Here is a 22,203-nt window from a genome sequence, read left to right on the forward strand (position 1 = left end):
TTATGGGCAAGCGGATGTTCGCGGGCACGATTTCCATGGTGGCGTTCTGCTGTGCGACCGCCGCGTCGGCCCAGAGCTATGGTCCGTTCAACGTCGCGGCGCCTGCTGGTGGCGACAGCCTCAAGACGGCGATCGGTGGCGATAGCGCCAGCCCGATAGACGCGCCGAGCTGGACGCTGTCGGGGTGGATCGAACCCCGGACGATCCGCGACGGCATCGTCCCGGTGGCGGGGTTCGGCGATATCGCGAACGGACCGCGCCGGTATCTCGCGCTCGACAAGGGCCGCCCGAGCCTCATCACCGAAGCCGGCACGGTGATCGCGCCGTCGCGGATCGCGGCCGGCGGCTGGCATCACGTCGCGGCGACGGTCGAGCAGGGTCAGGCGCGCCTGTACGTCGATGGGCGCCAGGTCGCGCAGCGCCGGATGACCACGGCGCCCGTGCCATCGGTCGCGACGATCGCGCCGTTCGGCGGGCGGGTTGCGGGCTTTGCGATGGAGGCGCGTACGCTCGACGCGGGCGCGGTGAAGGCGCTTGCCACGACCAAGCCAGGCGCGTCGATCGTCTATCAGGATGCGAGCCCGGCATGGCCGGTTCAGGTGCGTCAATCGCTCGGCCAGACCACCCCACAGGATGCCTGGACCCGGCCGGTGTCGAAGGCCCCCTTCCCCGCGCCCGTCGCCAAGCCACTCCCGACCGAACCCGCGATCGCGCCGCTGCATGCCGGCGCCTGGACGGTCGCCGGCTGGCGGCTGGCCGAAGCGCCGAAGGTGACCGCACCCGGTGCCACGCTCAGCCGTGCGGGGTTCGATGCGTCGAACTGGTACGTTGCGACGGTGCCTGGCACGGTACTGACGACGATGGTGGATCGCGGTGTCTATGCCGACCCTGCGTTCGGTTTGAACAACATGACGATCCCCGAAAGCCTCGCGAAACAGGATTACTGGTACCGCACCGAGTTCGACGCGCCCGCCGCGACCGCGGGCAAGCGACAGATGCTCAATTTCGACGGCGTGAACTATAGCGCGGAGGTGTGGCTGAACGGCGCGCCGATCGGCACGATGAAGGGTGCGTTCGTGCGCGGCCGGTTCGACGTGACCGGCAAGCTGCTGCCCGGCCGCAACGCGGTCGCGGTAAAGGTGTCGCCGCCGCCGCATCCGGGGATCGCGCAGGAAGAGTCGCTGACGTCGGGCGTCGGCGAGAATGGCGGCATGATGATGCTCGACGGCCCGACCTTCGTGGCGACCGAGGGGTGGGACTGGATCCCGAGCATCCGCGACCGCAACATCGGCATGTGGCGCGGCGTGACCCTGACCGCGACGGGGATCGCGACGCTAGGCGATGCGCAGGTCGTGACGACCTTGCCCAGGGCGGACAACAGCGTCGCGGCAGTCGAGATCGGCGTACCCGTCGCGAACCATTCCGCGGGACCGGTGAGAACCACCGTCCGCGCGGCATTCGACGACGTCGTCGTCGAGAAGCAGGTGACGCTCGCGCCGGGCCAGACCGCCAACGTCGTGCTGAAGCCTGCGGACTTCCCGCAGTTGCTGGTGCGCAATCCGAAGCTCTGGTGGCCGAACGGCTACGGCGCCCCTGCCCTGCACGACCTGACCCTGACCGCGTCGGTGGACGGCGCGGCGAGCGACACCAAGCACGTCCGCTTCGGCATCCGGCAGGTCACGTACGACATTTCGCTGATGGACAAGGACGGCGACCTCGAACGGGTCGGCATCGACCTGTCGAAGGCCCGGCAGCGCGGCGAGCGGATCGTCGACGGCTCGCATACCGGCATCCGCAAGGTCGCCAATGGCTGGGCCGCGAGCCTCGTGCCGGGCGCCGAGACATCGCCTGCGGTCACCCGGATCAAGGATCAGGACGGCCTGACGCCGTATCTGGTGATCCGCGTCAACGGCGTGAAGATCGCGGCGCGTTGCGGCAATATCGGCATGGACGACTTCATGAAGCGCGTCGACCGGACGCGGCTCGAGCCGTTCTTCAAGTTGCACAGGGACGCGCATCTCAACATCATCCGCAACTGGGTCGGACAGAACACCGAAGACACGTTCTACGATCTCGCGGACGAATACGGCCTGATGATCCTCAACGATTTCTGGGAATCGACGCAGGATTACAACATCGAGGCGCAGGACCCGGCGTTGTTCATGACCAACGCGACCGACGTCGTGAAGCGATACCGCAACCACCCGTCGATCGTCGTGTGGTTCGGCCGCAACGAGGGCGTGCCCCAGCCGATTCTCAACGAGGCGCTGGAGACGCTGATCGACAAGGAGGACGGCACGCGGCTGTACATGGGGTCGTCCAACCGGGTGAACCTGCAGAACTCCGGGCCGTATAACTGGCGTCCGCCGGTCGAGTATTTCACCGAGCATGCCAAGGGTTTCTCGGTCGAGAGCGGCACCCCGTCGCTGCCGACGCTGGAGGCGTGGAAGCGCGCGATGGCACCGGCCGATCAATGGCCGATCAGCGATGCGTGGGCGTATCACGACTGGCACCAGACCGGGAACGGCGCGGTGAAGACGTATATGGACGTGCTCGCCACGCGCTTCGGCCCCGGCACCAGCCTCGAGGATTTCGAGCGCAAGGCGCAGATGATGCAGTATGAATCGTACCGCGCGATCTTCGAGGGGATGAACGCGAAGCTGTGGACGGAGCATAGCGGGCGGATGCTGTGGATGACGCAGCCCACCTGGCCGTCGTCGGCGTGGAACATCTTCAGTTCGGACTATGACACGCAGGCCTCGTTCTACGGCGTGAAGAAGGCGTCCGAGCCGGTCCATGTCCAGATGAACCTGCCCGACTGGAAGGTCCTGCTGGTCAATAACGGGCTGGCGTCTCTGCGCGGCGTCACGGTGAAGGCGAAGGTGGTCGGGCTCGACAACCGGACGATCGCCGAGAAATCCGCGACGATCACCGCTACCGGTGAGGCGGCGAGCGATGCGTTCATGCTGGATCCCAAGGCGGCGACCGCGAACGGCGTCGCGCTCGTCCGGCTGGAGGCGAGCGATGCGGCGGGCAAGCTGTTGTCGACCAACTTCTACTGGCAGGCGGCGAACGACGCGCAGTTCCAGGCGCTGAACGGTCTCGCGGCGGTGACGCTCGACACGGCCTCGGCGACGCGGGTCGACGGCGCGGACACGGTGACCATTGTGACGTTGCGCAATACCAGCGCGACACCCGCGATCGAGACCAAGCTGACGGTGATGAACGCCGACGGCACGCAGGTCCTGCCCGCCTATTTCAGCGACAACTACGTATCCTTGCTGCCGGGTGACGTACGCACCGTCGAGATCCGCTATCCAACGGCCAAGGCTTCCGCCGCGCATGTCGCGCTGCGTGGGTGGAACGTTGCAGGAGGGATGGTACGATGAAGGCGCTGGTATTCGTCGCGGCGGTGCTCGGGGCGACGCCCGCCGTGGCGCAATCCGTCGTTTCGCCCGATGGCCGGATCGCCGTTACGCTCGGGACCAACGCCGCGGCGCAACCGACCTACCGGGTCGCCGTGGCCGGTCGCGAAGTCGTGGCGCCCTCGACGCTGGGGCTCGAGTTCGAGCGGTACGCCAAGCTGTCTAACGGGTTGAAGGTGACCGGCGTCGACCGGCGGCGCGGCGAGGATCGCTACACCTTGCGCGCGGGCAAGACGTCGTCGGTCGCGGAGCGCTATAACGAGATCGTCGTCCATCTCGCCGAGGCCGATGGCAAGGCGCGACGGCTCGACGTGGTCATCCGTGCGTACGACACCGGGACGGCGCTGCGCTATGTCGTGCCGACGCAGCCGAACCTGACGTCGCTGCGGATCGTCAATGAACTGACGCAGGTCGCCTTCCCCGCGGACTATGACTGCACCGGGCTGAACCTCGGCACCTTCGGGACCAGCCATGAGGGCGAATATGATCCGGTGAAGGCGTCGACGATCCGTCGGCACAATCTGTACGAACTGCCGCTGGTGTGCCGCACCGGCGAGGGCGGGCCGACGCTGGCCTTCGCGGAGGCCGACGTGACCGGATGGCCGACGATGTACCTGACCGGCACCGAAACCGGCGCGCTCGGCGTCGACACCAAGCTGTCGCGGCGGATCGACGAGCCGGGGATCGCGGTGAAGGCGGACGTCGGGACCGGCATCCGGTCGCCGTGGCGGATTATCATGGTCGGCGCGAACCCCGGCACGCTGATCGAGAACACGCTGCTCACCAGCCTCAACCCCGCGCCGAAGGGGGATTTCAGCTGGGTGAAGCCCGGCAAGACCGCGTGGGACTGGTGGTCCGGGCCGATCCTGGCGAGCGTGCCCAAGGCGGGCACCAACGACGCGACGACCCGTGGCTATATCGATTTCGCGCAGTCGATGACGCTGCCGTACATGATGATCGACGACGGCTGGTATGTGAACAGCGGCGACGGCGGTACGCTCAATCCGGGTGCCGACCCGACCAGGCCGATCGCCGCCGTGAACCTGCCCGCGCTGGTCGACTATGGCCGCAAGCGCGGCGTCGGGTTGATCGTTTGGATCCACTGGAAGCTGCTCGATACCGACATGGAGCGTATCCTCGCGCAGGTCGAGGCGTGGGGGATCAAGGGCATCAAGGTCGATTTCATGGACCGCGACGACCAGGAGATGATCGCCTATTATCACCGCCTCGCCGAGGCGACCGCGCGGCATCACCTGCTGCTCGACCTGCACGGCGCGACGCACCCCTGGGGGATGACGCGGACCTGGCCGAACTTCCTGACGCAGGAAGGCGTGCTGGGGGCGGAATACAACAAGTGGACGCGGCGGATCACGGCGCGGCACAACGTGACGCTCGCTTATACGCGGATGCTCGGCGGGCCGATGGACTATACGCCGGGCGGGTATCGCAATCGTACGCCGGCGACGTTCGCGCCGCATCCCGTGGGGCCCGAGGTGCAGACGACGCGCGGGCAGACGCTCGCCATGTACGTCGTGTACGAAAGCCCGCTCGGCGCGATCGCCGACAGTCCCGATGCGTATCGTGGCCAGCCGGGGCTCGATTTCCTCGCCGCGGTGCCGGCGACGTGGGACGAGACGCGGTTCCTGAGCGGCGAACTCGGCGAGCACATCGCGGTCGCAAGGCGGCGCGGCAAGACCTGGTATGTCGGGGCGATGACCGATGCCGCGCGGACGATCACGCTGCCGCTCGGCTTCCTCGGGACCGGCCGTTATCGCACGCGGACCTGGACCGACGGCGCGACCCCGACCGACCTCGTCACCGCGACCCGCACGGTGACCGCGCGCGACACCCTGACCTTGACACTGGCCGCGTCCGGAGGCGCCGCCGCCATGATGGAGCCTGTTCGATGACCATGACGACATTCGCCCGGATCGCCCTTGCCGGCATGATCGCACTGACCGGCACGGCAGCGACCGCGCAGACCGACGCCGACAAGCAGCGCGAGGCGCAGGCGGCCGAGACTCGGCTGCACGAGGACTGGGCATGGCTGGGCCGCTATCAGTCCGCCAACGCCGCGTTGCCCAAGCCCGGCAACCACCGCGTCGTCTTCATCGGCGATTCGATCACGCAGGGGTGGTTCGACATGGTCCCGTCGTTCTTCGCCGACGACCGGATGGGCCGCGGGATCGGCGGGCAGACGACTCCGCAGATGCTGCTCCGCTTTCGGCAGGACGTCGTCGACCTCCACCCGGCGGTGGTCCAGATCATGGGCGGCACCAACGACATCGCCAGCAATACCGGACCGATGACGCCCGAGCAGACCAAGGCGAACATCATGTCGATGGCCGATCTCGCGCGCGCCAACAACATCCGCGTGATCTTCGCCTCGATCCCGCCGGCGGACCGGTTTCCGTGGCGGCCGGGGCTGGCGACGGCACCGAAGATCGCCGCGATGAACGCGTGGCTGAAGGACTATGCGGCGAAGATCGGCGCGACCTATGCCGATTACTGGGGAGCGCTGCACGACGGCGACGCGACGCGCGCCTCGCTGACCTATGACGGGGTACATCCGAACAAGGCAGGCTATGCGGCGATGGCACCGGTCGCCGAAGCCGCGATCCGCGCCGCGCTCGCCAAGCCGGCACCGCGAGGCCTGCGATGATCCTGGCGCTGGCCTTGGCCGCCGCGCCGGTCGTCCGCACCGATGACGGACCGGTCCGTGGCCAGGCAGTGCCCGGCGGAACGAGCGTGTTTCGTGGCATCCGGTTCGCGAAGGCACCGGCGGGGCCGCTCCGCTGGCGTGCGCCCGAGCGGCCCGCGAAATGGACCGAGCCGGTCGACGCGGTCGCCGAGCACGCTGCCTGTCCGCAGGGCGATTACGGCGAATGGAACCGGACGGCCGCGCAGCATGGCTCGGAGGATTGCCTGTTCCTTGACGTCCGCACGCCGGCGCTGTCGCCCGCCAAGCCCCTGCCCGTGCTGGTCTGGATCCACGGCGGCGCCAATCGAGGCGGCGCAGGGAGCGGCACGGTCGAATCCGCGATTACCGACCGCGGTATCGTGCTGGTCAGCATCCAGTACCGACTGGGCGCGCTAGGGTTCCTGTCGCACCCCGCGCTCAGCCGCGAACAGGGCGGGCATTCGGGCAATTACGCGCTGATGGACCAGCAGGCCGCGCTCGGCTGGGTCAAGCGCAACATCGCGCGGTTCGGGGGCGATCCCGCGCGCGTGACGATCGCGGGTGAATCCGCCGGAGCGCAGGACGTCGCGCTCCACCGGCTGGCGCCAGCATCGCGCGGCCTGTTCGCGCAGGCGATCGAGGAAAGCGGTACGCCGGGCTTCGGCGTGGCACCGCGTAGCCTCGCGCAGAACGAGCGGCTGGGATCGCTGATCGCCCAAGCCGCGGGGTTGCCCGAGACCGCGACGGCGGCGCAACTGCGTGGCTTGCCGGTCGAGCGGTTGCTCGCGGTGCAGGACAAGGTCGACGTTCCCGATCTCGACGACGACAGTTTCATCTGGTTGCAGGCGGTGGTCGACGGCCGCGTTCTCACCGACACCCCCGCGCATCTGCTGGCGAACGGCCAAGTCGATCGTGCGCCGCTGGTGATCGGCGTGAACGCGCGCGAACTCGGCTTGCATGGTGGCCGCCCCGCAGCCGAAGCGACCGTGCGCAGCGAGTTCGGTGCCAACGCCGGCAAGGCGCTTGGCCTCTACGGGCTCAACCCCGGCGGCAAGCCCGTCGACGATCCGCGCCTCGGCGACGTGACCGCGCAGTTGGCGACCGATCTGACGTTCCGCTGCCCGACCGTCGCGGTCTCGAAGGCGCTGACCCGCGTCGGCGTGCCCGTCTGGCAATATCAGTTCGACTATGCCCCGCCCGGCGGCACGGTGAGCCATTCGAGCGAGATCGGCTATCTGTTCAGCCCACCGAAACCCGGCCAGCCGCCGTTGCAGGCCTATTGGGTGAACTTCGTGAAGACGGGGAACCCGAACGGTGGCGCACTCCCGCAATGGGCGCGATATTCGAATGGCACGCGGGACTATATGGCGTTCGACCAGACCGGGCCGGTGTCGCGCCGGGATCTGCGCGGCGCCATTTGCGGCCTACGCGATACGCCCTGAGCCGATCAGCTTTTGATCAGGATCGCATCCGACGGCAGGATGCGATCGAGGAACGGCAGGATCGCGGCGCCCACCGCAGGCGCGTCCAGCGACAGGCTGGCGCGCTGCATCGGTGCGGTCGCCGGCATGTTGGGCGCTGCGGCGCGAAGCTTGCGATGGGTGTCCGCCGCCAGCCGATCGAGCACGTCCGCCGGCAGCCGCCCGCCGAACAGCACCGCGGCCGGATTGATGAGACAGTTCACTGCGGTGATTGCAGGCACCAGCGCACTCGATGCATCGTCGAGCCATGCATCGACATGCGGCGCGAAGGCGTCGGGGAATGGCTGCGTCGGATCGATCCCGGGCTGCATCACGCCGGCCTTTTCCAGACGCGTGGTCAGCGCCGACAGCGACACGACATCCTGAAGCACGCGCGTCGCATCGTCCGCCAGCGGGAGAAAACCGATCTCGCCGCTCCGGGCGTTCGCGCCGCGATAATAGGCGCCGTCGATCACCAGGCCGCCGCCTAGTCCTGCGCTGACCAGGACGTAGAAGAAGCTCGCATGATCGTGACCATCGCCGAACTGGGCCTCGCCGATCGCCGCGGCGGCCGCATCGTTGTCGACGTGGATCGACCACGGCACGACGTCGGCGAGCAGCGTCGGCAGGTCGACCGCGCCCCACGCCTCGTAGCCCGCCGGACGGTGCGGCAACGCGACCCGGCCGAGATCGTCGGGCAACGCGATGCCGACGCCGAGCACCCGGTCCATGCCGATGACCCCGGTCTCCCGGATCGCGGCAATCCCCGCGCGGATGACCTCCACCACGTCGCCGGGCATGGCGAACGGTACCTGTCGCGTGAAGCGCGAGCGGACGACGCCAGCCAGGTCCAGCGAGACCAAAGTCACGTGATCCCGGTCGATGTTCAGCCCGATCGCAAAGCAGCCATCGGGATTGATCCGCAAGCGTACCGCAGGCTGGCCGCGGCCGCCGGTGCGCCGACCCGCATCGATGATGAGATCGGAGTCGAAGAGCCGCCCGGTGATGTTGGCGATGGTCGGCGCGGTGAGGTTGGTCATCGCCGCGATCTCGGTTCGCGTGATGTCCGGATGGCGGCGAATAACCTGCAACACGACCCGCTGGTTGTAATCGCCGGCGCGCGCCAGATTGGTGCCGGACAGACTGGGGCCAAGCCTTACCGCGCGCTCGTCCGCGGTGACGCCACCGTAGCTCGACGGCTCGAAATCCGAGAAATCCATCGGTTTGCTCATGCCCCAGCGCGCGCGAACGGGGCGATCGTCTCGACGGGATCGGATGCGGGCTGGAACGTCGACATGGACGTACCAACCGCCGCCACGGCATGTGCTTTCGCGCGATAGGTCACGACATTCCCTCCCGACTTCGTGCGCAATCCCGATCGGCGACCGCGTCGCTCGTATCCGGAATGCCCACCCCGACGCCGCCGTCACACGACACCGGTCCGCTGATGTACGCCGATCGCAGCTTCTCACCGTCTCGAACTCGCGCGAGTTTCGAGTAATCACGCGGGACGGTCAATAAAGAAATCAATTTTCTTATACTAGATTGGTCCTAGTCGGTGGGTATCGGCATCGTCTCTTGTCCGATGCCGATACCTCCAAATCCCGGGTCAAACCGGTCGCACCGATGTCAGAAGACCGCGATCAGCGAACGATCTGCAGTTGTTGCAGCATGAATGCCTGCCACTCGGAGTTCTGGCGATAGCGTTCGAACCGTCCCGACTTGCCGCCATGCCCTGCCTCCATGTTGACGCGGAACAGCAGCGGGTTTGTGTCGGTCTTGAGTTCGCGGAGTTTGGCCACCCACTTGGTCGGCTCGTAATATTGCACCTGGCTGTCCCACAGGCCAGTGCCGACATACAGCGCCGGATACGCCTTGGCAGTGACGTTGTCGTACGGCGAATAGCTCAGCATGTAATCGTACGACGCCTTCTGCGCGGGGTTGCCCCATTCGTCGTATTCGAACGTCGTCAACGGGATCGACGCGTCGAGCATCGTCGTCACCACGTCGACGAAGGGCACCTGCGCGATGATGAGCTTGTAGTCCGCCGGTGCCATGTTCGCGACGCCGCCCATCAGCAGACCGCCAGCACTGCCGCCCATCGCCGCGACGCGGTCCTTCGCCGCGTATTTCTGCGCGACGAGATAGCGGGTGACGTCGATGAAGTCGGTGAAGCTGTTCTTCTTGTTGAGCAGATGCCCGTCGTCATACCAGCCGCGCCCCATCTCCTGCCCACCGCGGATATGCGCGATCGCGTAGATCACGCCGCGATCGAGCAGCCCTATCCGGCCCGGATCGACTGCCGGGTCGCTTGAAATTCCGTAGCTGCCATAGGCATATTGGAAGAGCGGTGCGGTGCCGTCTCGCTTTGTGCCCTTGGCATAGACCAGCGACACGGGGATCCGCGTGCCGTCACGCGCGGGCGCCCAGACGCGTTCGGTGACGTATTTCGCGGGATCATAGCCCGGCACCGGCGCGACCTTCAGCACGCGGCGCTCGCCGGTCTTCGCGTTGACCTCGTAGGTCGTGGTCGGCGTCACGAGCGAGCCATAGGTGTAACGCACCCACGGCGTCGCGGTCTCTTCGTTGACGTCGAGCGACATGCGATAGGCGGGCTCGTCGGCGGTCACCGCGGTCGACTTGCCCGCATCGTTCAGGACGCGGATCATGCGGTTGCCGCCCTCGCGTTGGTCGATCGCGACGAAGCCGTCGAACGGTCTGAAGCCTTCGATGAAGACGGTGTCGCTGGCTGGCGTCAGGTCACGCCATGCTGCCGTTCCTTTCGCCAGATCGGCGTCGGCGACAGTCACGAGCTTGTAGTTCTTCGCGGCCTTGTTCGTGCGGATGATCCAGCGATTGCCGATGTGATCCGCACTGTAGCGGAACTCTCGCGCGCGCGGTGCGACGATCGTGAAGTTGCTCGGTGCAGCAGACGGTGCGCAGCGTTGCTCGTCGCTGACTGTGCTGCTCACGCCGATGCAGATAAACTTGTCGTCTGCCGTGCGCGAGACGCCCATCGAGTAGGTGTCGTCCTTCTCCTCGTACAGCAGCCGGTCGCTGGCGACGGGCGTGCCGAGGACGTGCGCCTTCACGCGGTAGCCGCGCAGCGTGACCGGGTCCTTCTCGACGTACAGCAACGTCTTGTTATCGTCCGCCCAGACGACGTTCGGCTCGATGTTCGAGAGCGTGTCGGCGATCGTCGCACCGGTCGCGAGGTCCTTCACCTTGAGCACGTATTGGCGGCGCCCGACGGTGTCTTCGGCCCAGGCGACGCGGGCGTTGTCGGGGCTCACTGCCCAGTCGCTCAGCGCGAAGAAACTGTGGCCCTTCGCCATCGCCGGCTCGTCGAACAGCGTCTCGGCGGGCGCGGTGCGGCTGCCCTTGCGACGTTCCAGGATCGGATAATCCGCCCCGGTCTGGAACCGCGAGCCGTAATAATAGCCGTTCTTCGCGTACGGGACCGAGCCGTCGTCCTGCTTGATGTGCGAGACGGTCTCTTCGTAGAGCTTGGCCTGGAGTGGCTTCAGCGAGGCGAGTTGCGCATCGGCATAGGCGTTCTCGGCGGCGAGATAGGCGAGCATCTCCGGGTTCTTCCGCGTGTCGTCGCGCAGCCAGTAATAATCGTCCTCGCGCGCGCCGTTGGGCGACGTCACCTGGAACGGCTTCTTCGCGACGCGCGGCGGCTGGACCTGCGCCACCGCCGCGGTCGAGACCAGCGCCACGCCGGCGAGCATCATGTACCGTATCGTCATTGTGCGGCTCCCTGTGCCGGCGTCGTTGCGCCTGCCGGCTTCCGGTATCGATCGAACCAGGCGATGATCGCGGACGCCTTCGCCGCGGATTGCGACGGACGGGCGGCGAGGCCACCGTGGCTCGCGCCTGGCACCTTGACCAGCGCGGTCGGTACGCCGCGGATCTGGAGCGCCGCATAATATTGCTCGGACTCGCTGACCGGCGTGCGGTAATCGTCGCCCCCGACCACGACCAGGGTCGGCGTCTTGACGTTGCCGACCAGGCTGAGCGGCGAGCGGTTCCAATAGCTCATCGGATCCTCCCACGGCAGCTTGGTGAACCAGTAGCGCGAGGTGAACAGCGTGTTGTCCATCGTCAGCGCCTCGCTGATCCAGTTGATCACCGGCTTCTGCGTCGCGGCGGCCTTGAACCGGTCGGTCTTGCCGACGATCCACGCGGTCAGCAGCCCGCCGCCCGATCCGCCGGTCACGAACAGATTGTCCGGATCGGCGGTGCCCTCCGCGATCGCCGCATCGACCGAGGCGATCAGGTCGTCGTAATCCGCGGCCGGGTAGGTCTTATCGATCAGGTTGGCGAACTCGGCCCCGTAGGAGGTCGAGCCCCTCGGGTTGGTCCAGAGCACCGCATAACCGGCGGCGGCGTAGAGCTGCATGTCGGTCGCGAAAGCGGGGCCGTAGGCGGCGTTCGGGCCGCCGTGGATTTCGAGGATCAGCGGCACGCGCTGGCCTGCGGCACGGCCCGGCGGGGTGGCGAGCCATGCGTCGATCGGCCGGCCGTCGGGCGCTGTCACCGTGATCTTGCGGACCTTGGCGAGCGCCTTCGATCCGGTCAGCACTGCGTTGAGCGTCGTCAGGCGTCGCGGCTTCCCGCCCGCCAGCACCCAGACGTCGGCAGGGGCGCTCGCATCGCCGCCGGTATAGGCGATCGTGCCGCCCTTCGAGACCGAGAACTCACCGCCGGTATAGGGCCGGTCGAGCCCGCCGCCCGCGACGTTGTCGATCAGCGGCGTGACGTGGCCATCGACACCGACGCGGGCGACGCGGCGCTGGCCGTGATCGTCGTAGCTCGCGTACAGGCTGCGGCCGTCGGCGGACCACACCGCGTCCTCGATCGCGCGGTCGAGCGTGGCGGTGAGCGAGTGCGGCGAGGCGGCGTCACGGTCGCCGACATAGAGCTGCGTGTTCTCGTAGCTGCGGCGCTTGTCGTCGAAGCCGAGCCACGCGATCTTCGCGCCGTCGGGCGACACGCGCGGCTGCGCGTCGGGGCCGTCGCGCGTCGTCAGCGTCCGCATTGAGCCGCTCATCGCATCGACCGCGATCACGTCGGAGTTTATCACCTGGCGGTCGGCGGCGGGGCCACGGATCGCGGCGAAGACGATGCTGCGGCCGTCTGGCGTCCATGACAGGGGGCCGCCATCGTCGAACTTGCCGTATGTCAGTTGCCGCGCGGCACCGCCGTCGGCGCCGACCACGAAGAGATGGTCGTAGCCCGGCTTTACATAGCCCGGCCCATCGTTGCGGTAATTGACCCGGTCGATGATCGTCAGCGGCTCCGCCCATTTCGCGCCCTCGGGCTTGGGCGGCTGCGTGCCGAGCTTGGTTCCCTCGCCCGCCACCGTGGCGATATAGGCGAGCTTGGTGCCGTCGGGCGACCACGCGAGCGCCTGCGGATCGCCGGGGAAGCTCGTCACGCGCGCGCTCTGGGCGCCGCCGATCCATCGGACGAAGAGCTGCGATCCCTCGCCGTCGCGCGCGGCATAGGCGATCCTTGCCCCGTCGGGCGACCATCGCGGGCTGCTGCCGTCGGTGGCGAATGGCGTCTGGCGCCCGCTCGCGACGTCGATCAGCCAGAGCGAGGACTGCATCGTGTCGGTCATCACGTCGCCGGTGCGACGGACGTAGACGATCGTCTTGCCGTCTGGGCTGATTTGCGGATCGGCGGCGATCGTCAGGCCGAATAGGTCGCTACCGGTGAAGCTGCGCGTCGGACCATCGGGCACGGGGGCAGGCACCGGCGTGGCCGGCTGTTGCTGGGCAAAGGCCGGCGTCGCCGCGAGCAGGAGGAGGGCAAGGGTCAAGCGCAACGAACGGCTCCTTCGATTGAACCGCGTTACGATGACACATTATTACGTGGAGGCAAGCGGTACGAACGTGACCGGCAAACCGTCCTTCGGCCGCGGGATCGGGAACACCTGCCATGCATTTCCGCTGCCCGCCGCCGCCTCGATCCTGTAGCGCAGGAGCAGATGCGCGATCAGCAGTCGCATCTGCATCGTCGCGAAATGCAGCCCGATACACATGTGCGCGCCGCCGCCGAACGGCACCCAGGCGAACCGGTGGCGGCCCTTCGATGCCTCGGGCGTGAAGCGGAGCGGGTCGAACTTGTCGGGATCGGGCCAATACTCGGCCATCCGGTGCGTATAGGTGATGCCCGTGCCGACGCTCGTCCCGGCGGGAATGTCATATCCGCCGAAGGTAAAATCCTTGAGCGCACGCCGCGGGATCGACGGGACGGGCGGCATCATCCGCAGCGATTCCTTGAACGCGTATTCGGTGAGGATCAGGCGATCGAGTTGCTCGGTCAACGGCACATCCGGGTCGAGCGCGGCAACTTCCTCACGCAACCGTTCCTGCCACTCCGGGTTGCGCGCAAGCAGCATGACGAGGCTGGTCGCGGACGAGGTGATCGTGTCGTGCGCCGCCATCATCAGGAAATTCATGTGGTCGGCGATCGCCAGCGCGGTCAGCGGCGCGCCGTCGTCATCGGTCGCGCGGCAGAATTGCGAGAAGAAATCCTGGCCGTTTCCGGTGCGTCGTGCGGGGATCTCGCGTTCGAAGAAGTCGACCAGATAGGCGCGGGCACGCACGCCCTTGCGCATCTGTGTGCCAGGCAAGGGTTTGCGGATCGGCGAGACGCTCGCCTGTACCTCGTCGACGAACGCCTGGTTGATCCGATCCGCCTCCGCGCCGAGCGGCACGCCGAGGAAGCTGGTCGCGGCGAGATCGAGCGTGAGTTTCTTGACCGCGTCGTAGAAGCGCAAGGTCTGCCCGGCCCAGCCGCCGATCGCGGCCTCGATGCCCGCGTCGAGTTCGGTCGCGTAATGCCGCATCGGCTCGGGCTTGAACGCGACCGACAGCGCCTTCCGGTCGGCGCGATGCTTGTCGAAATCCATCAGCATCAGGCCGCGCGGGAACAGCATGTTGAGCAGCGGGCCCCAGCCCTGTTCGGACGAGAAGATCTTGTCGCGATCGAACAGAACCAGTTCGTTCGCGTCGGGACCGAGCAGGTTGACGCCGGTGCCGCCGAGCGCACGGTTGCGATAGATCGGGCCGTAGCGCGCAGCCATACCTTCCGAAAACGCGATCGGATCCGCCAGCAATTTGAAGGTGTTGCCGAAGAACGGCAGGCCGTAGCTGCCGGGGATGTGATCGAGCGCGCCTTTTTTCTGGCGCGGAAGCCAGTGCGGGCTGGCGTTCTGCAACATGGCGTGGCTCATCGTCGGATCCTCAGCGACATGCCGGCTTGGCAAGCCTCGAATACCGGCATAACTATTGTTCTGCAACCGGGGCGCGGATCCCGGCGCTTTGACAGGAGAGATGCATGGACCTCGCAAACAGTGCTGCCGTGGTGACCGGCGGCGCGTCGGGCCTGGGTGCCGCCACGGCGCGTGCACTGGCCGCCAAGGGGGTGAAAGTGGCGATCTTCGACCTCCAGGCGGACAAGGGCGAGGCGCTGGCGGACGAGATCGGCGGGGTGTTCTGCAAGGTCGATGTCACGTCCGACGACAGCGTCGATGCGGGGTTCGAGGCGGCGCGCGCCGCGCATGGTCAGGAGCGGATACTGGTGAATTGCGCGGGCACCGGCAACGCGGCGAAGACCGCGGGGCGATCGAAGCAGGACGGCTCGATCAAGCATTTCCCGCTCGATGCGTTCGACCGGATCATCCAGATCAACCTCGTCGGCACGTTCCGCTGCCTCGCCAAGTCGGCGGCGGGCATGCTGACGCTGGAGCCGGGCGAAGACGGCGAGCGGGGTGCGATCGTCAACACCGCGAGTGCTGCTGCGGAGGATGGCCAGATGGGGCAAGCCGCCTATTCCGCGTCGAAGGCCGGTGTGGTCGGGATGACGCTGCCGATCGCGCGAGACCTTATGAGCGAGGGGATCCGCGTGAACACGATCCTGCCGGGCATCTTCGACACGCCGCTTCTAGCGGCCGCGCCGCAGCAGGTCCGCGATGCGCTGGCGGCGTCGGTGCCGTTTCCGAAGCGGCTCGGGCGGCCGGAGGAGTTTGCGGCGCTGGCGCTGACGATGATCGAGTGCGGGTATTTCAATGGGGAGGACGTGCGGCTGGACGGCGCTATCCGGATGGCGCCGCGGTGATATAAGCCGCCCCCGCTCCTCTCACGGCAAAGCGCCGGGCGGGCCCTTCCCTCTCTCAATTGGAGGAAGGTGAGGCGGCGACGGGGCAAGATGGGTACGCTTGGTGCCAACCTCCACCCCGGCGAAGGCCGGGGCCCAATTGGGGGACGCCAGTAACTAAGGGCAGCGCCTCGTTACTGCGACCTTTCCAATTGGGCCCCGGCCTCCGCCGGGGTGGTGTCTAGTTAGCCAGGGTGGTGCATTGTGGAGGGCGGACCCTTCAGGCCGCCCGCGCCAGTTGCTGCCCCTTGATCATGTCCGCCGCCTTCTCCGCGATCATGATCGTCGGGGCGTTGGTGTTGGACCCGATCAGCGTCGGCATCACCGAGGCGTCCACCACCCGCAACCCCTGAAGCCCGCGCACTGCCAAGGTCGCATCGACCACCGCCAGCGCGTCGTCTGCGGCGCCCATCTTGCACGTCCCCACTGGGTGGTAGATCGTCTCCGCCGTCCGACGCACCCAGGCGTCTATCTCGTCGTCGGTCCGCACGTCCTCGCCGGGCGACAATTCCCCCGCCCGGTATGGATCGAGCGCCGCCTGCCGCGCGACATCGCGACCGATCCCGACGCAGGCGCGCATCACGCGGCGATCCTCCGCGGTCGCGAGATAGTTCGCGACGATCGTCGGGTCGGCGAACGGATCGGCCGAGCGCAGCCCGATCCGTCCGCGACTCTGCGGCCGCAACTGGCAGAGATGCAGCGTGAAGCCATCCTCGGTCGCCTTCACCTTGCCGTGATCCTGCATGATCGCGAGCACCGCGTGGATCTGCACGTCGGGCCGCGAGAGACCCTCGCGCGACGACACGAACGCACCCGCCTCGAGGAACTGCTGCCGCCCCGCCCCCTTGCCGCGCAGAAGGTAGTTCAGCCCGACTCCGATCATCCCCACGCCCTTGGTCATCGCGTACCCGGTCCGCAGCCCGCGCGATTTCCAGTTCATCACGACATCGAGATGGTCCTGAAGGTTCTCGCCAACACCGGGCAGCGCGTGCACCACGCCGACCCCCGCCGTGGTCAGCCGATCCGGATCGCCGATACCCGACAGCTGGAGGATATGCGGCGACTGCACCGCGCCCGCGCATAGCAGCACTTCACGCGTCGCCGTCACGCTCTCAGGGCGCGCCCCCTTGTCGAGCACGTAATCGACGCCGGTCGCACGCCCCTTGTCGATCCGGATCCGCGTCGTCCGCGCGCCCGTGACGCAGGTCAGGTTGCGCCGCGACAGTACCGGCCGCAGATACGCCGCTGCCGTGCTCCAACGCTTCCCGTCGGCCACGGTCAGGTCGTAGCGCCCGAACCCCTCCTGGCTCGCCCCGTTGAAATCCTCGGTCACCGGATAGCCAGCCTGCCGCCCGGCCTCGACCAGCGCGTCGTAGAACGGGCTGTCGGACTCGCCGCCCGAGATCGTCAGCGGCCCGCCGCCGCCGTGCAAGGGGCATTCGCCGCGATGATGCCCTTCGAGCCGTTTGAAATACGGCAGCACGTCGTCGAACGACCAACCGGGCAGGCCCATCTGCCGCCACTCGTCATAGTCCTGCGGATGGCCCCGCGTGTAGATCATGCCGTTGATCGACGAACTGCCGCCCAGCCCCTTGCCGCGTGGCCACCACAGGCGACGGTTGTCGAGATGCGGCTCGGGCTCGGTCGAAAAGCCCCAGTTGCTCGCGTTCTTGCTCTTGATGAGTTCGCCGACTCCTGCGGGCATCCGCACTAGCACGCCGTCGTTGCGCCCGCCCGCCTCGAGCAGCAGCACGCTCACGTCGGGGTCCTCGGTCAATCGCGCGGCGAGCACACAGCCGGCCGAGCCCGCGCCGATAATCACGTAGTCATACGTCTGCATGCCCGCATCCTCTTGTTCACGCTCCGCTTTTTACGGAGTCGCGGTATCAGGCTAGCGCTCGCACAGCAGCGTTAGCAAGCCGTTGCGTAGCACACCGCGATCGAGACCCTCGACGGGATGCACTTCGCTCAGCCCTACCGCGAGCAGCGCATAGCCACGAATACCCGCCTCTACGGAGTCGAACCCGTGCGCGGTCAACTGCGCGACGAGGAACGCCATGACCTTGTCGTCATGCTCGCGGATCGCCGACGCCGCCCGCGCGTCGCTCTTCGCCCAGGCACGCATCGCCAGCGCCAGTTGCGACATGTCGTGCTCACGGACATGCTCGGCGAACGCGCGGATCCGCTCGACCGGCGCGAGGTCCGATGCGGTCAGCGACGCCAGCAGCGGATCGATCTGCGCCTCCGCGAAATACTCGGCGAGCGCGGCGTGATAGCCGTCGAAATCCTTGAAATGATGATAGAAGCTGCCGGTCGACGCCCCCGCCGCCTGCGCCAGGCCGCGGAGTTTCAGCGCACGCAGCCCGCCGCTTTTCAGCAGCGCCTGGCCGATCTCGAGCCAGTCGCGCGGCGCGAGATCCGCCCGGGTTGCCGCCGCGTCTTCGATCGATACCGTGCTTGACAAGCCACTCTCCATAACGAATGTTACGTCGGAACGAGGCCGGGCGCAATCTGGCTTCACCTAGCATTAGGCATCACGATCGGACCAGACCGGCGGATGCGACAGGAGAGCGATGTTGGCCGAGGCATTGATCATCGACGCCGTCCGTACCCCGCGCGGGATCGGCAAGACGGGCAAGGGCGCTTTAGCCCATATGCATCCCCAACACCTTGCCGCGACCGTGCTTAAAGCGATTGCCGAGCGCAACCACCTCGAAACCGCCGATGTCGACGACATCATCTGGTCGACCTCGACGCAGCGTGGCGAGCAGAGCGGCGATCTGGGGCGGATGGCGGCGCTCGATGCTGGCTATGACGTCAAGGCGAGCGGAACGACGCTCGACCGGTTCTGCGGCGGCGGGATTACCGCGGTGAACTTCGCCGCGGCGCAGATCATGAGCGGGATGGAAGACCTCGTCATCGCCGGCGGGACCGAGATGATGTCGCTGACCACGACGATGATGCAGGACGACATGGCGGCGGGCAAGCGGCCGCTCGGGATCGGATCGGGCAACGCGAGGCTCGACGCGGCGCATCCGCAATCGAACCAGGGGATCTGCGCCGACGCGATCGCCAGCATTGAGGGGATCGACCGCGAAACGCTCGAAGCGCTTGGGCTTGAGAGCCAGCGCCGTGCTGCGGTGGCGATCGCCGAAGGCCGGTTCGACCGCAGCCTCGTGCCGGTCACTGACGACACCGGCGCATTGGTCCTTGAGAAGGACGAATATCCGCGTCCCGATACGACCGCCGAGGGCCTCGCGGCGTTGCGCCCTTCGTTTGCCGGGATTGCCGACATTCCGCTCGACGAGAAGGGCACGACGTATCGCAAGCAGATCAACCGCCGCTATCCTGACGTCGATATCAAGCACGTCCATCATGCCGGCAATTCGTCGGGCGTGGTCGATGGCGCCGCCGCCGTGCTGCTCGCGAGTGCCGATTACGCCGCAAAGCACGGGTTGAAGCCCCGCGCGCGCATCGTCGCGATGGCGAACATGGGCGACGACCCGACGCTGATGCTCAACGCGCCCGTCCCTGCGGCGCGGAAGGTGCTCGCGAAGGCTGGGCTCACCGTCGACGACATCGATCTGTGGGAGATCAACGAGGCGTTCGCGGTGGTCGCGGAGAAGTTCATCCGCGACCTGAAGCTCGACCGCGACAAGGTGAACGTCAACGGCGGCTCAATCGCGCTGGGCCATCCGATCGGTGCGACCGGCGCGATCCTGATCGGCACGATATTGGACGAGCTCGAACGCCGCGACCTGAAGCGCGGGCTCGTGACGATGTGCGCGGGCGGCGGGATGGCTCCGGCGATCATCATCGAGCGCGTCTGATGCATCCCGTCGCGCACGCGCTGACGACGCCCGACAAACCCGCCTACATCATGGCGGCGACGGGCGAGACGGTGACGTATCGCGACTTGGACGAACGGGCAAACCGGGGTGCACATCTGTTCCGGTCGCTCGGGCTCAGGCGCGGCGACGGGATCGCAGTGCTGATGGACAATTCGCCGCGCTATCTGGAAGTGATGTGGGCGGCGGAACGGACCGGCGTTTATTGCACCTGTCTCTCGTCGAAACTCACCGCGAGCGAGGCGGCGTACATCATCCGCGACGGCGATTGCCGCGTGATGATCGCGAGCAAAGGGTGTGCGGAGGTTGCGACGGCACTTGTCCCGGTGCTCGACGACGTGACGCGCTATATGGTCGACGGCGCGACAGAGGGTTACGCGCCTTACGAAACCACGCGAGACGGGATGCCCGCCACGCCGATCGCCGACCCCTCGCCCGGCGGCATCCTCCTCTATTCGTCAGGCACCACCGGCAAGCCGAAGGGCGTCAAGCACGCGCTGTCCGACGAGGCGTTCGGGACCAACGTCTCGCCGCTCGTGATGCTCGGCAAGGGGCTGTACGACTTCACCCCCGAGATGATCTATCTCTCGCCCGCGCCGCTCTATCACGCGGCGCCGCTGCGCTGGTCGATGGCGGTGCACCAGGTCGGCGGCACCGTCGTCGTGATGGAGCATTTCGATCCCGAAGCCGCGCTCGCCGCGATCGAACGGTTCCGCGTAACGCATGCGCAATGGGTGCCGACGCACTTCATCCGCCTGCTGAAGCTCCCGCCCGAAGTCCGCGCGCGCTACGACGTGTCGTCGTTGAAGGCGGTATGGCACGCCGCCGCCCCCTGTCCTCTCCCGGTCAAGCAGGCGATGATCGACTGGTGGGGCCCGATCATCGGCGAATATTACGCCGGTACCGAAGGCAACGGGTTCTGCGCGATCTCCAGCGCGGAATGGCTGGCGCATAAGGGCTCGGTCGGACGTAATCTGACCGCTAAGACGATGATCTGCGACGAGGAGGGCAACGCTCTGCCGCCACGCGCTGAAGGCGACGTCTATTTCGCGGGCGGTGGGGCGTTCGAATACCATAACGATCCCGCCAAGACGGCGGAGGCCGCCAACGCGCATGGCTGGACGACGCTGGGCGACGTCGGCTGGCTCGACGAGGAAGGCTATCTTTATCTCACCGACCGAAAGAGCTTCATGATCATCTCGGGCGGCGTGAACATCTATCCCGCCGAGATCGAGAACCTGCTCGTCACCCATCCGAAGGTCGCCGACGTCGCGGTGATCGGCGCGCCGGACGACGAGATGGGCGAGCAGGTGGTGGCGATCGTCTGTCCCGCCGATCCGACCGAGGATCGCGCGCAACTGGCCGCCGAACTCAGCGCCTTCGCCCGCGCGAACCTTAGCCACGTCAAGGCGCCGCGCCGGATCGATTTTCGCGAGACCTTACCGCGGCATGAGACGGGGAAACTCTACAAGCGCCTGCTCCGCGACGAATATTGGGCGCATTCGAAGGAGTCCGCATGAACTTCGATTATTCCGACGACCAAAAATTCCTCAAGGACGAAGCGCGCAAGTTCCTGTCCGCGCATTGCGGCAGTGACCGGGTCCGCGCGGTGCTCGATGATGTCGGCACCGCCTATGACGCTGATCTCTGGAAAGCGGTCGGCGCACAAGGCTGGCTCGGTGCAGCGATCCCCGAAGAGTTCGGCGGGCTGGGCCTCGGCCACATTGAACTCTGCGCGATCGCCGAGGAACTGGGGCGGGCCTGCGCGCCGATCCCGTTCGCCTCGACCGTCTATTTCGTCGCCGAAGCGCTGATGCTGTACGGCAGCGACGCCCAGAAGGTCCGATGGCTGCCGAGGATAGCGGCAGGTGACGTCATCGGTGCATTCGCTACCTCGGAAGGCGCCGGCCCGGTCACTGCACGATCGGTCCGCACCACCGTCTCCGACGGCAAAATTACTGGCGAAAAGATTCCCGTCGCCGATGGCGACGTTGCCGACCTGATCGTCATCCTTGCGCGCGACGGCCTCTACCTCGTCGAGAAGGGGTCGGGCGTTACCGCGGAAGTCCTCGGAACGCTCGACCCGACGCGGAGCGCCGCCCGTCTCACCTTCACCGACGCGCCCTGCGAAAGGCTCGGCACCGACGACGGGATCGCGGCGATGCAGGCGGTGTTCGACCGCGCCGCCGTCCTGCTGGCGTTCGAGCAACTGGGGGGCGCGGACCGGTGCCTCGATATGGCGAAGGGCTATGCGCTCGATCGCTACGCGTTCGGCCGGCAGATCGGCGGCTACCAGGCGATCAAGCACAAGCTCGCCGACATGTACGTGAAGAACGAACTCGCACGCTCGAACGCCTATTATGGCGCGTGGGCGCTGAACGTGGCCGCCGCCGAACTCCCGCTCGCCGCCGCCACGGCGCGCGTTGCCGCGTCCGACGCCTACTGGTTCGCGTCGAAGGAGAACATCCAGACGCATGGCGGGATGGGGTTCACCTGGGAGTCCGACTGCCACCTCTATTACCGCCGCTCGCGCCAGCTCGCGCTCGTCGCCGGCAGCCCCGCGGCGTGGCGCGAACGCCTCGTCGGCCAACTCGAAATGCGCAACGCCGCCTGATCGG

14 protein-coding genes are annotated in these 22,203 nt (G+C 67.1%); 8 read left to right on the top strand and 6 right to left on the bottom strand.

Annotated features, from left to right (window positions below; all coding sequences use genetic code 11):
- Positions 1 to 2: 2 nt before the first annotated feature.
- From IFT67_RS01115 to IFT67_RS01130, 4 genes are read left to right on the top strand one after another with little or no spacing between them, the layout of a single operon-like run.
- Entirely contained in the window at positions 3 to 3,389 is a 3,387-nt protein-coding gene (locus IFT67_RS01115; protein ID WP_244647120.1) for a glycosyl hydrolase 2 galactose-binding domain-containing protein, read from the top strand.
- Complete coding sequence (locus IFT67_RS01120; protein ID WP_192144718.1) at positions 3,386 to 5,335, top strand: glycoside hydrolase family 97 protein; 1,950 nt, start codon at positions 3,386 to 3,388, stop codon at positions 5,333 to 5,335. Before IFT67_RS01115 ends, IFT67_RS01120 begins: the two co-directional genes overlap by 4 nt.
- A complete protein-coding gene (locus IFT67_RS01125; RefSeq protein ID WP_244647121.1) occupies positions 5,332 to 6,087 on the top strand; it encodes a GDSL-type esterase/lipase family protein in 756 nt (251 codons plus the stop codon). The genes IFT67_RS01120 and IFT67_RS01125 overlap by 4 nt, the downstream gene beginning before the upstream one ends.
- Complete coding sequence (locus tag IFT67_RS01130; protein ID WP_192144719.1) at positions 6,084 to 7,547, top strand: carboxylesterase/lipase family protein; 1,464 nt, start codon at positions 6,084 to 6,086, stop codon at positions 7,545 to 7,547. The genes IFT67_RS01125 and IFT67_RS01130 overlap by 4 nt, the downstream gene beginning before the upstream one ends.
- 5 nt (positions 7,548 to 7,552) lie before the next feature.
- Here IFT67_RS01130 and IFT67_RS01135 read toward each other — a convergent pair whose 3' ends face one another.
- From IFT67_RS01135 to IFT67_RS01150, 4 genes are all read right to left on the bottom strand, one after another.
- Complete coding sequence (locus IFT67_RS01135; RefSeq protein WP_107962366.1) at positions 7,553 to 8,797, bottom strand: ROK family transcriptional regulator; 1,245 nt, start codon at positions 8,795 to 8,797, stop codon at positions 7,553 to 7,555.
- Positions 8,798 to 9,208: 411 nt separating this feature from the next.
- Positions 9,209 to 11,317 (bottom strand): S9 family peptidase, encoded by a 2,109-nt coding sequence (locus IFT67_RS01140; protein ID WP_197982881.1) that lies wholly within the window; start codon positions 11,315 to 11,317, stop codon positions 9,209 to 9,211.
- Entirely contained in the window at positions 11,314 to 13,401 is a 2,088-nt protein-coding gene (locus IFT67_RS01145) for a prolyl oligopeptidase family serine peptidase (RefSeq protein ID WP_192144720.1), read from the bottom strand. Before IFT67_RS01145 ends, IFT67_RS01140 begins: the two co-directional genes overlap by 4 nt.
- Positions 13,402 to 13,443: 42 nt before the next feature.
- Positions 13,444 to 14,814, bottom strand: coding sequence for a cytochrome P450 (locus IFT67_RS01150; RefSeq protein ID WP_192144721.1), 1,371 nt, complete (start codon positions 14,812 to 14,814; stop codon positions 13,444 to 13,446).
- A gap of 104 nt (positions 14,815 to 14,918) precedes the next feature.
- Between IFT67_RS01150 and IFT67_RS01155 the strand changes: the two genes are divergently transcribed.
- On the top strand, positions 14,919 to 15,698 hold the full coding sequence (locus IFT67_RS01155) for an SDR family NAD(P)-dependent oxidoreductase (RefSeq protein WP_192144722.1): 780 nt from the start codon (positions 14,919 to 14,921) through the stop codon (positions 15,696 to 15,698).
- Positions 15,699 to 15,957: 259 nt separating this feature from the next.
- Here the strand turns inward: IFT67_RS01155 and IFT67_RS01160 are convergent, their stop codons facing one another.
- Positions 15,958 to 17,577, bottom strand: coding sequence for a choline dehydrogenase (locus IFT67_RS01160; protein ID WP_192144723.1), 1,620 nt, complete (start codon positions 17,575 to 17,577; stop codon positions 15,958 to 15,960).
- Between the two features lie 51 nt (positions 17,578 to 17,628).
- Complete coding sequence (locus IFT67_RS01165; RefSeq protein WP_192144724.1) at positions 17,629 to 18,201, bottom strand: TetR/AcrR family transcriptional regulator; 573 nt, start codon at positions 18,199 to 18,201, stop codon at positions 17,629 to 17,631.
- Between the two features lie 112 nt (positions 18,202 to 18,313).
- Here IFT67_RS01165 and IFT67_RS01170 point away from each other — a divergent pair, with 112 nt between their 5' ends.
- From IFT67_RS01170 to IFT67_RS01180, 3 genes are read left to right on the top strand one after another with little or no spacing between them, the layout of a single operon-like run.
- Positions 18,314 to 19,567: an acetyl-CoA C-acetyltransferase gene (locus IFT67_RS01170; protein WP_187504768.1), complete on the top strand. Its 1,254-nt coding sequence runs from the start codon at positions 18,314 to 18,316 to the stop codon at positions 19,565 to 19,567.
- Positions 19,567 to 21,105: an acyl-CoA synthetase gene (locus IFT67_RS01175; RefSeq protein ID WP_192144725.1), complete on the top strand. Its 1,539-nt coding sequence runs from the start codon at positions 19,567 to 19,569 to the stop codon at positions 21,103 to 21,105. Before IFT67_RS01170 ends, IFT67_RS01175 begins: the two co-directional genes overlap by 1 nt.
- Positions 21,102 to 22,199: an acyl-CoA dehydrogenase family protein gene (locus tag IFT67_RS01180; protein ID WP_192144726.1), complete on the top strand. Its 1,098-nt coding sequence runs from the start codon at positions 21,102 to 21,104 to the stop codon at positions 22,197 to 22,199. The genes IFT67_RS01175 and IFT67_RS01180 overlap by 4 nt, the downstream gene beginning before the upstream one ends.
- The last annotated feature ends 4 nt before the right edge of the window (positions 22,200 to 22,203 follow it).

Origin of the sequence: Sphingomonas sp. CFBP 13728 (assembly GCF_014841895.1) — a bacterium.
Classification (GTDB): Bacteria; Pseudomonadota; Alphaproteobacteria; order Sphingomonadales; family Sphingomonadaceae; genus Sphingomonas.

Bases quoted from the DNA above. Each gene is read 5' to 3' on its own strand.
- IFT67_RS01115 (WP_244647120.1), top strand. From the start codon at position 3: ATGGGCAAGCGGATGTTCGCGGGCACGATTTCCATGGTGGCGTTCTGC.
- IFT67_RS01120 (WP_192144718.1), top strand. From the start codon at position 3,386: ATGAAGGCGCTGGTATTCGTCGCGGCGGTGCTCGGGGCGACGCCCGCC.
- IFT67_RS01125 (WP_244647121.1), top strand. From the start codon at position 5,332: ATGACCATGACGACATTCGCCCGGATCGCCCTTGCCGGCATGATCGCA.
- IFT67_RS01130 (WP_192144719.1), top strand. From the start codon at position 6,084: ATGATCCTGGCGCTGGCCTTGGCCGCCGCGCCGGTCGTCCGCACCGAT.
- IFT67_RS01135 (WP_107962366.1), bottom strand. From the start codon at position 8,797: ATGAGCAAACCGATGGATTTCTCGGATTTCGAGCCGTCGAGCTACGGT.
- IFT67_RS01140 (WP_197982881.1), bottom strand. From the start codon at position 11,317: ATGACGATACGGTACATGATGCTCGCCGGCGTGGCGCTGGTCTCGACC.
- IFT67_RS01150 (WP_192144721.1), bottom strand. From the start codon at position 14,814: ATGAGCCACGCCATGTTGCAGAACGCCAGCCCGCACTGGCTTCCGCGC.
- IFT67_RS01155 (WP_192144722.1), top strand. From the start codon at position 14,919: ATGGACCTCGCAAACAGTGCTGCCGTGGTGACCGGCGGCGCGTCGGGC.
- IFT67_RS01160 (WP_192144723.1), bottom strand. From the start codon at position 17,577: ATGCAGACGTATGACTACGTGATTATCGGCGCGGGCTCGGCCGGCTGT.
- IFT67_RS01175 (WP_192144725.1), top strand. From the start codon at position 19,567: ATGCATCCCGTCGCGCACGCGCTGACGACGCCCGACAAACCCGCCTAC.
- IFT67_RS01180 (WP_192144726.1), top strand. From the start codon at position 21,102: ATGAACTTCGATTATTCCGACGACCAAAAATTCCTCAAGGACGAAGCG.